Genomic DNA, 9,240 nt, shown 5'->3' with positions numbered 1-9,240 from the left:
TCGTAGTGAGGACTTCAGTCCCCATTTAAGAAGGACTAAAGTCCTCACTACGAACCAGGAAAAGCAAGGTTCGTAGTGAGGACTTCAGTCCCCATTTAAGAAGGACTAAAGTCCTCACTACGAACCAGGAAAAGCAAGGTTCGTAGTGAGGACTTCAGTCCCCATTTAAGAAGGACTAAAGTCCTCACTACGAACCATGAAGAACTATTTTTTTAAGGACTAAAGTCCTCACTACGAACCAGGAAGAACTATTTCCTTTTGGGTAAAACACATGGCAATTCCTTTTTCGTAGTAAGCCGCCTCATTAATAAAAATTGGATATACGGTTGATTTGCCTTCATACAAGACAGACTCGCCCTCAAAGGTTAAAAACATCGGATCGCCCGGATTCAAGCCTTCATAATCTCTCGATTGTAGCTGGGGATGAATCATTGCCTGAATTTCTCCAGAGTTGTTTCTCGGATAGTCGATCGCCCGAATGCTTTGATAAATAGTCAGGGAATTATTGACAACGGGCATTGTGCCTAGATTGTAGGCTTCTGTGCAATCTAATATTGTCCCAATAACTTGCTCGGTTTGCTGAAATAAAGACGCATCTAACACGCCTTGCGCGACTGCGCCAACTTCCAGCGTACCGCCTAACTCAGAAATCGATCGCAACAAAGGACTATCTTGATGATTGCTTGGCGAAGCCAGTAGCTTGAGGTGAGGATAGACAGAGGTTAAATAAGCTGCTAGTTGCAGGTTAAAGGGATGCTGGCTGGCGAGAATAAATGTTAGCCCCATGTTCGATGTGGTGCTGTGCAAATCCACGATTAAGCTTTGTCGATCGGTGTTTTTTGAGCTAAAAATGTGATATATCTCTTTCGCCCGCTGGGCTTCGTAGCTGGAGAGGCGAGGATTTTCTAAATCTTGCTGGCGAAAGCAGCGGTTGAGGTCGATGTCGATGTAGCGTCTGCCAATTTCGCAGGCTTGGGGATTGGCTAACATGGTAATTGTTTCAAAAGTCGATCGCCCAATTAACTCTGGCGCGCGATCGAACTTCTTCACAAGGTATACTCCTGTGAGTTCGTTTCCGTGGGTTCCTCCCACTATGGCAACACGTTTAATTTGATTCATAAAAATTAATACCGGATGCGGGAAACTCAGCGACTTTAGTCCTGAGAGGGAAGCGGCACGGGGACTGAAGTCCCCATGTTCTTTCTTGTTGCTATTTTTATTGAAATATTGTATTATGTTCGACAAGTGAGTAAGAACAAACATCTACGTGTTGAGACATCCTAGTACGGAGAAATTCCCGCCCCTGGAAACAACGGTTAGGCACAAGCTTGATGACAGTATGACAGTAAAGGGCAAATAATAGCAGGTTGTTGAGCGTACCGCATTTTGGCTTAGTGATGGTTCAGAAAGCGTTAAAATGACAAAAGTAGCTAGAAACCCAAACTTGATTTGGGCGACTAAGTAGACGGTGCTTGGCCATCGTAGCGAGAATCAGACTTTAGTAATAATTAAAGTTATTCTGTCAGCAGAATCTCAGCGGCTTTAGCCCTGAGAGTGTCAAAAACAAACAAGTTTCTATGCCAAGCCTAGCATCATTTGCGTTCTCTTGGTAACACATACCTCAGAAACCCGGTTTCTTTCCATATTTATCGTCACCCAACCATAAACTCATAGAAACCCTGTTTCTCGCCAGATGCACAAATAACTGATATATGTTATTGCGAGGCACGAACCAATCGCCAAGACTAAGATTGCTTCGTGCCTCGCAATGACAATTTTGGACGTTTATTTATGATAGAAACCCGGTTTCTCACCTTGATGCGGTTCCTTAGGAATGAAAAATAAATAAGGTGACTAATTTGAGGAATACTCTACCTCGCATCAAGGCTTCTGGGCTGTAATTGTGCAAGTTATTGATTTTTCATTCCTTATATCGACGCGCCAATTTTTCCGGATTTTCCAAATCCCTGCCCGAATAGAAACACAACACCAGGGAAACACACGCGGAGACTAAGGATATGACGCGCGATGAAGCACTACGACGAATTAATCTAGCTACTGATGAAAAATTTACAAAACTTGATTTGTCGGGATTGGAGTTGCCGGAATTACCACCGGAGATTGGCAAATGTACCCAGCTTGAAAGTTTAGATTTAAGCAATATAGGTTTAACAGAAATCCCAGAAATTATCTGCCAACTATCGCATCTGTCAGTGCTTGACTTAAGTTACAATCAGATTGCAGCTATCCCAGATTTTATCGCCCAACTATCGAATCTGACAGACCTTGACCTCTATAATAATCGGATTGCTGTCATCCCAGAAGCACTCGGAAAACTGTCAAAGCTGAAACTGCTCGATCTCAGTTACAATCAGATTACCGAAATCCCCGACTCTCTCGCCCAATTGTCGAATCTGACAGACCTCGACCTGTATAATAATCAGATTACCGAAATCCCAGAATCTCTCGCCCAATTGTCGAATTTGACAAAGCTTTACCTCACGAACAATCAGATTGCCGCTATCCCAGAGGCGCTAGGAAAATTAGGGAATTTGACACAGCTTAATCTCAGTAAAAATCAGATTGCAGCAATCCCAGAGGATCTCGCCCAATTGTCGCATTTGACAGAGCTTTACCTGCGATACAATCAGATAACAGAAATTCCAGAGGATCTCGCGCAACTCTCGAATCTGTCACAGCTTTACCTCAGCAGCAATCAAATTACAGAAATTCCTGAGAATCTCGCCCAAATGTCGAATCTGAGACAGCTTTACCTGAATGATAATCAGATTACAGCAATCCCAAGGGCGATCGACTGTATGGAGAATCTAGAAAAACTAGATTTGCGGGGCAATCCGATTCTAAGGTAAATTTGATATGCTCGGTGGAGCGATCGCCACCGCGCAGAAATCGATCGCATTATAGTTTCTCATCAAACCGATGATAGAAAGGGTGAGGCTGTATTAAGAGTGTAGATTTTGCGATCGCAACGATCGAGTATTTGCATAGCCTTTTTCCTCCCCAGATTATGTGCGGGTGGCCAGAAACCGGGTTTTTACGAAACGGGTGGCCAGAAACCGGGTTTTTACGAAAATAATTGGTGATAGCGCAGAAACTCAAAAAAACCCGGTTTCTTAGATTGTGACGTGCGTGAGCTCGAATTCGATCGCCCCCCCGTGGACAGGATGAAGCATTTGGACATGAAACATCGCGTTTTTAACTAAAACTGTCGCCCAAATGCTTCATCCCTACGAGCTCCTCGATCGCACCAAAATAAACATTTCTCGCAATCATCTTTATCGCTGCAACAAAATGTAGGGGTGAAGCATTTGGGCGACTATTCATGTTTCCCACCAGGGATTCTATGCCCAAATGCTTCACCCAGCCCCAGCGAGAGATTCGCGATCGCCCCCGTTGAAGAGGATGAAGCATTTGGACATAAAACATCGGATTTTCCCGATAAATTGTCGCCCAAATGCTTCATCCCTACGTCTCTTCCCCACCAAGCGAAAAATCCTGTCACAATAAAATAGAAGACTACGGCGAGATAAAAAATATGACGCGAGAAGAGTTGTTGCAGTTAATCGACAAAGCGGCTGATGAGGCCTGGACAGAATTGGATTTGGCGGGGTTGGGGTTGGAGGAATTGCCACCGGAGATTGGCAAGTGCACGCAGCTTGAGAAGTTGGTGTTGGGGAAATTTGATATGATAGTTTCATCGATCGCACTATTCGACATTCCGTAAATTACCAGCTATGAACATTCAGTTAGTTGACTCCTTAATTCAAGTCATCGAGTCGCTGACACCTGAAGAGAGTTTGCTGTTCCAAGAAAGACTCTCGGCTAGGGTGATTCAGAGTACGCCTGGAGTGTGTGGAGGATATGCCCGAATTCGCAACACTCGCATTCCGGTTTGGACGCTGGTTTCGCTGAAGCAACAGGGTGCTGATGAGGGCGAATTACTTCGTAATTATCCGGGTTTGTCGGGTTTCGATTTAGAGAATGCTTGGCGTTATTACGATCGCCACCGCGCAGAAATCGATCGCACTATAGTTTCTCATCAAACCGATGATTGAAATCACAAGATCCACAAAAAGACAAGAGAAACTTGACTTTTACTAATTAATTAAGTTGTCGTATTCTGCGTGAGTACCAATCCAGAACCAGAGAATTCCTTGCTTGATTTCTATACCCAAAGCTCTATGACTTTGCCCAGCTCGAACTGACCAATATTTGCCAACTTTTTTGAAGTGTAAAGATGGGTGACTAGGATCGACTTTGAGGAGTTCATAGGCGCGATCGGCGGTGGATTGCACATTTTCTGGGAGTGCAGCGTAGCAATTCCAAAAACGACGGGTTGTATAGTGCATTAGATTACTCGGTATTGCCCTGATTCAAAGTCAGCTAGTGCTTCTTCTGCCAGAGTATCGAGTTTACCGCCAAGGATGTCTTGTTCGAGCTGTTCGCTCCAGCGTTGATATTCTATATCTAGGAGCCATTGCACCAGTTTTTGATAGTCGCCGGGAGGTAGTTTGAGGATTGCGGCTTCGATTTGTTCAATAGTGGACATAGAATCTATAAGTTTGCGTTGCTGGTTAATTATAGCTTGAGGGCTGATGTGCGAGTGGCCAGAAACCGGGTTTTTGCCAGAATTGTTGGTGATAGCCCAGAAACTCCAAAAAACCCGGTTTCTTAGATAACGCGCGGGTGGCCAGAAACCGGGTTTTTGCGAGAATACTTCGCTACAGTCGTAGAAACTCAAAAAAACCCGGTTTCTTAGATTCCTCGCGGGTAGCCAGAATAACTGTCAACTGTCAACTGTCAACTGTCAACTGCTATCCACCAACCAAAAAATCCTGTCACAATAAAATAGAAGACTACGGCGAGACAAAGGACATGACGCGAGAAGAGTTGTTGCAGTTAATCGACAAAGCGGCTGATGAGGGCTCCACAGAATTGGATTTGGCGGGGTTGGGGTTGGAGGAATTGCCGCCGGAGATTGGCAAGTGCACGCAGCTTGAGACGTTGGTTTTGGGGAAGTGGGATGAGGAGAAACAACAAATTCTTGGGAATAAGTTAACTGAGTTTCCTGATGTTATTCTTCAATTAACGAACTTAAAAATACTTTCCCTCCGTCAAAATCAGATTACCTCCATCCCAGAGGCGATCGCGCAATTGTTTAATCTGACACAGCTTGACCTCAGTCGCAATCATCAGATTACGGCAATCCCAGAGGCGATTGGACAACTGTCCAATCTGACAGAACTTGACCTCGATTTCAATCAGATTACGGCAATCCCAGAGGCGATTGGGCAACTGTCCAATCTGACAGAACTTAACCTCCATTCCAATAGGATTACCTTCATCCCAGAGTCGATCTTCAAACTGTCCAATCTGACACAGCTTGATCTTGGTCGTAATCAGATTACCCTCATCCCAAAGTCGATTTTCAAACTGTCCAATCTGACAGAACTTAACCTCCATTCCAATAAGATTACCTTCATCCCAGAGTCGATCTTCAAACTTTTCAATCTGACACGGCTTGATCTTGGTCGTAATCAGATTACCCTCATCCCTGAAGCGATAGCCAAACTGTCCAACTTGACACAACTTTGCCTCGGTTACAATCAAATTACTGAAATTTCCGAGGCAATCCTGCAACTGTCGAATCTGACACAGCTTGAGCTCCATTTCAATCAGATTACCTTAATCCCAGATGCAATCGTCAAACTGTCAAATCTGACAAAGCTTAACCTTGATTTCAATCAGATTACGGCAATCCCAGAGGCGATTGGGCAATTGTCCAATCTGACACAGCTTAACCTCGGTCACAATAAGATTACGGTCATCCCAGAAGCGATTGGGCAACTGTCCAATCTGACAGAGCTTGACCTCGGTCACAATAAGATTACGGTCATCCCAGAGGCGATCGGCAAACTGTTTAATTTGACATGGCTTGACCTCAATTTCAATCAGATTACCGTCATCCCAGAGGCGATCTTCAAGCTGTCCAATTTGACATGGCTTGACCTCGGTAACAATCAGATTACTTTCATCTCAGATGCGATTAGACAACTGTCGAATCTGACAGTGCTTTACCTCGAGGACAATCAGATTGAAAAGATTTCTGAATACTTAGAAACCATCCCAAAACTTGAAACACTCGACCTTCGCGGCAATCCCTTACCCATTTCTCCAGAAGTTCTCGGCGACAAAGAAAACCCCAGCACTCCCGCCGCCATCTTCAACTATCTCCGCCAACTTCGCAACAAAGTCCGCCCCCTCCACGAAGCCAAATTCCTGATCCTGGGACAAGGTAGCGTCGGCAAAACCTCCCTCATCAACCGCCTCACCCACAACCAATACAACCCCAACGAACCCCAAACCGACGGACTCAACATCACAAACTGGCAAATTACAGTCAACACCAAACCAGTCAAACTCAACGTCTGGGACTTCGGCGGACAAGAAATCTACCACGCCACCCACCAATTTTTCCTCACCAAACGCAGCCTCTACCTCCTCGTCTCCAACTGCCGCACCAGCGAAGACGAAAACCGCCTCGAATACTGGCTGAAACTGATCGAAAGCTTCGGCGACGCATCCCCCGTCATCCTCGTCGGCAACAAGTGCGACGAACAACCCCTGGATCTCAACCGCAAAGCCTTGCGCGATAAATATCCCAACATCAAAGCGATTATCGAAACCTCCTGCCAAAGCGGCACCGGAATCGACGAACTCCGCAGCGCCATCCACACCGAAATTTCCCAGCTCAAAGAAGTTTACGACCTTTTGCCGCTAAGCTGGTTCCAAGTCAAGCAGCGCCTGGAAAACCTCGACAAAGACTTCATCAGCATCAGCGAATACGCCACCATCTGCGCCACCGAAAACATCCTCGCAGAAACCGACCAAACCCAACTACTCGGACTGCTGCACAACCTGGGCATTGTCCTCAACTTCCGCGAACACCCCATCCTGCAATCCACCAACATCCTCAATCCCCACTGGGTGACAGAAGGCATCTATGCCCTCCTCAGCGACGACGCACTCAAAGTCAAAACCAAAGGCATTCTCACCTACGCAGAACTCAGCCGCATCCTCGACTCAACTAAATATCCCAGCCACCGTTACAACTGTCTCACCGAGTTGATGGGCGAATTTCAACTCTGCTTCCCCCTCAGCCATTGTCCCGCGCCGACTTTCCTCATCCCCGGCATTTTGCCCAAAGAAGAACCGGAAAACACCCAACTCGAAGGCGAAACCCTGGAATTTCAATATCACTACCGCATCCTCCCGGACAGCATCCTCTCCCGTTTCATCGTCCTCATGCACGAGAAAATCCACAACAGCACCCACTGGCGCACGGGGGTAATGCTGGAGTACACGGAAGGCACTGAGGTGTATAATATCGCCCGAATTAAGTCTGATCCGGAAGATGAAAAAATCTCGATCGCGGTTAGCGGGCGGGAATCGACGCGGCGTTCTTTCCTCAGCATGATTCGGGATACGTTTACCAAAATCCACAATTCTTTTGCGAATCTGGAAATCAGTCAATGGGTGCCGGTTCCCGGTTATCCCGATGCCGATCCGCTGGATTACGAAGAGTTGCTAGGATTGGAGGAGATGGGCGAGACTAAGGTTCGGGTGGGGAAACTTAAAAAGAGTTGGGATTTGCGGCCGTTGTTGGATGGCTATGAGTCGATCGAACTTCGGCGCAGAAGGCAAATGGGCGATGAAAAATACGGAAGAGAATATGATGACCTTGTAGATATCGCTAAACTAGCTGTTAGTAGACCTATTATTAATAAAGCCGAAGCAAAAATGACTCAAAATTCTTCTGAAACCAACAACTTTCAAGGTGCTTTTCAAGGTGCTAACTTTTCCGGCAATATCGGCGGTTCATCGAACAGCGCGGCAGTTGACAATCAATCCGTGCAAAACAACAACGCGAATACTGCGGAAATCCTCAAACTAATTTCATCGATGCGTGAAACCGCGAAGCAGTTTCCTGAAGACATCCGCGAAGGGGTAATTATTGATATTGAAGATGTCGAAGCGGAAATTAAGAAACCGGAAAGCCAATGGAGTAAAGCTAGGTTAAAGAAGAGCTTGACTGCGATGATTGGGGCGGCTACTGCGATCGGCATTGGTGTCGCTGGCGTGACTGATTTTGCCAATAGTGCGATCGATTTAGGTCAAAAAGTGGGTATTGAACTCAAGCTACCTTCCGCACGGTAAATTAGATGCAGTTTGTTTCATAAAAACATCCCAAAATGCTGTAGGGGCGGGTTCACCAACCATCTAGGAATTTTTAAAATAATCTCAAAAACCCGCCCCCTCCCTGCGATAATTTATGTGAACATTCCATCATGAATTTACGGTATAATTTATGCGAACATTCCACAATAAATTTACGGTACATTTTTATTGTTCGTAGGTGGGGGCGGGTTTTTGAGATTATTGATTGCGATCGTAAATGGTTGGTGAACCCGCCCCTACAAATATGGTTTATTAGAAATGTAATAACCTGTCCTAATACGGCGGTTGCTATACATTCGGATGTAAATTATGATAAGGGCGATAGATCGCGAATCATGAAATATGTTTGCTACTTGTTGCTATTAATCGGTTTTTTCTGCGCCGCGCTTCCGGCTGAGGCTTCTGTATGTCGCCACGATCGAGGGCGCGAGATTTGCATTGTCGATATCAAGCGCAGTGCGAAAAACTACTGGGAATACAGGGTGATTTTGAGTGTTGATGGAGTCAAGCAGCCTCTGGAAGTCTACAATTGCCGCAGCCGCAGTACGGTTAAGCAAGATGGCACTGTTTTGGGGTTTGGACAAAACAACCCTGGTGAATTTGTCTGCCGTTTTTTCAATAAGAAATAGAAAACTTTTTCAATCAATTCTTGTTGGTGCAATCAGATGTCTTATCTTATCATGACTGTCTGTCTGTTTTGCTCTTCTTTTTTCTTTTATCTGTTTTATGTGCGGTACTGGAAATGGCGGGACTGTATTGAGGCGGCTAATTCTAGTTGTACGACTCCAGATGGCGATGTTCTGATTGGCGGTGGTGCTTTTTGGATTGTTCCAGCAGTTGTATTTTTTCTGCCTTTTGCTGTTATTCTCTGCTTAAATTTCTGGAGGAAAGGTAGAGTTGCAGAAGGGGATAATGATAATCAGAGATGAATCATTTTGTTTCCGGCTGTATCGGATTTTTTTGACCACAGAGGGCGCAGAG

10 protein-coding genes are annotated in these 9,240 nt (G+C 45.5%); 6 read left to right on the top strand and 4 right to left on the bottom strand.

Annotation, left to right across the window (positions count from 1 at the left end):
- Positions 1-231 precede the first annotated feature (231 nt).
- Positions 232-1,119: an aspartoacylase gene (locus tag QZ938_RS21005; RefSeq protein WP_293353102.1), complete on the bottom strand. Its 888-nt coding sequence runs from the start codon at positions 1,117-1,119 to the stop codon at positions 232-234.
- Between the two features lie 899 nt (positions 1,120-2,018).
- Here QZ938_RS21005 and QZ938_RS21000 point away from each other — a divergent pair.
- A complete protein-coding gene (locus tag QZ938_RS21000) occupies positions 2,019-2,870 on the top strand; it encodes a leucine-rich repeat domain-containing protein (protein WP_293353104.1) in 852 nt (283 codons plus the stop codon).
- A 346-nt stretch (positions 2,871-3,216) separates the two neighbouring features.
- Here the strand turns inward: QZ938_RS21000 and QZ938_RS20995 are convergent, their stop codons facing one another.
- Positions 3,217-3,447 (bottom strand): hypothetical protein, encoded by a 231-nt coding sequence (locus tag QZ938_RS20995; RefSeq protein WP_293353106.1) that lies wholly within the window; start codon positions 3,445-3,447, stop codon positions 3,217-3,219.
- 28 nt (positions 3,448-3,475) lie between these two features.
- Between QZ938_RS20995 and QZ938_RS20990 the strand changes: the two genes are divergently transcribed.
- Positions 3,476-3,745 carry a hypothetical protein gene (locus QZ938_RS20990; protein WP_293353108.1) on the top strand — a complete coding sequence of 90 codons (270 nt, stop codon included), beginning with the start codon at positions 3,476-3,478 and terminating at the stop codon, positions 3,743-3,745.
- 10 nt (positions 3,746-3,755) lie between these two features.
- Positions 3,756-4,076, top strand: a complete 321-nt coding sequence (locus tag QZ938_RS20985; RefSeq protein ID WP_293353110.1) for a DUF433 domain-containing protein — start codon at positions 3,756-3,758, stop codon at positions 4,074-4,076.
- Positions 4,077-4,118: 42 nt separating this feature from the next.
- Here the strand turns inward: QZ938_RS20985 and QZ938_RS20980 are convergent, their stop codons facing one another.
- Together QZ938_RS20980 and QZ938_RS20975 are read right to left on the bottom strand one after the other, a co-directional pair.
- Positions 4,119-4,370, bottom strand: coding sequence for a hypothetical protein (locus tag QZ938_RS20980; protein ID WP_293353112.1), 252 nt, complete (start codon positions 4,368-4,370; stop codon positions 4,119-4,121).
- Complete coding sequence (locus QZ938_RS20975; RefSeq protein ID WP_293353114.1) at positions 4,370-4,570, bottom strand: hypothetical protein; 201 nt, start codon at positions 4,568-4,570, stop codon at positions 4,370-4,372. Before QZ938_RS20975 ends, QZ938_RS20980 begins: the two co-directional genes overlap by 1 nt.
- 137 nt (positions 4,571-4,707) lie before the next feature.
- On the opposite strand from QZ938_RS20975, the gene QZ938_RS20970 reads away from it, so the two are divergent.
- The 3 genes from QZ938_RS20970 to QZ938_RS20960 all read left to right on the top strand — a co-directional run bounded on the left by QZ938_RS20970 (position 4,708) and on the right by QZ938_RS20960 (position 9,188).
- Complete coding sequence (locus QZ938_RS20970) at positions 4,708-8,238, top strand: leucine-rich repeat domain-containing protein (RefSeq protein WP_293353116.1); 3,531 nt, start codon at positions 4,708-4,710, stop codon at positions 8,236-8,238.
- A gap of 356 nt (positions 8,239-8,594) precedes the next feature.
- Positions 8,595-8,888: a hypothetical protein gene (locus QZ938_RS20965; RefSeq protein WP_293153224.1), complete on the top strand. Its 294-nt coding sequence runs from the start codon at positions 8,595-8,597 to the stop codon at positions 8,886-8,888.
- A gap of 36 nt (positions 8,889-8,924) precedes the next feature.
- Positions 8,925-9,188 carry a hypothetical protein gene (locus QZ938_RS20960; RefSeq protein ID WP_293353118.1) on the top strand — a complete coding sequence of 88 codons (264 nt, stop codon included), beginning with the start codon at positions 8,925-8,927 and terminating at the stop codon, positions 9,186-9,188.
- Positions 9,189-9,240 lie beyond the last annotated feature (52 nt).

Origin of the sequence: Microcoleus sp. CAWBG27 (assembly GCF_020883145.1) — a bacterium.
GTDB lineage: Bacteria > Cyanobacteriota > Cyanobacteriia > Cyanobacteriales > Microcoleaceae > Microcoleus.
Note: the sequence above shows the minus strand (reverse complement) of the source record. Positions and strands in the feature narration are given on the sequence as shown.

Bases quoted from the DNA above. Each gene is read 5' to 3' on its own strand.
- QZ938_RS21005 (WP_293353102.1), bottom strand. From the start codon at position 1,119: ATGAATCAAATTAAACGTGTTGCCATAGTGGGAGGAACCCACGGAAAC.
- QZ938_RS21000 (WP_293353104.1), top strand. From the start codon at position 2,019: ATGACGCGCGATGAAGCACTACGACGAATTAATCTAGCTACTGATGAA.
- QZ938_RS20995 (WP_293353106.1), bottom strand. From the start codon at position 3,447: ATGTTTTATGTCCAAATGCTTCATCCTCTTCAACGGGGGCGATCGCGA.
- QZ938_RS20990 (WP_293353108.1), top strand. From the start codon at position 3,476: ATGCTTCATCCCTACGTCTCTTCCCCACCAAGCGAAAAATCCTGTCAC.
- QZ938_RS20985 (WP_293353110.1), top strand. From the start codon at position 3,756: ATGAACATTCAGTTAGTTGACTCCTTAATTCAAGTCATCGAGTCGCTG.
- QZ938_RS20980 (WP_293353112.1), bottom strand. From the start codon at position 4,370: ATGCACTATACAACCCGTCGTTTTTGGAATTGCTACGCTGCACTCCCA.
- QZ938_RS20975 (WP_293353114.1), bottom strand. From the start codon at position 4,570: ATGTCCACTATTGAACAAATCGAAGCCGCAATCCTCAAACTACCTCCC.
- QZ938_RS20965 (WP_293153224.1), top strand. From the start codon at position 8,595: ATGAAATATGTTTGCTACTTGTTGCTATTAATCGGTTTTTTCTGCGCC.
- QZ938_RS20960 (WP_293353118.1), top strand. From the start codon at position 8,925: ATGTCTTATCTTATCATGACTGTCTGTCTGTTTTGCTCTTCTTTTTTC.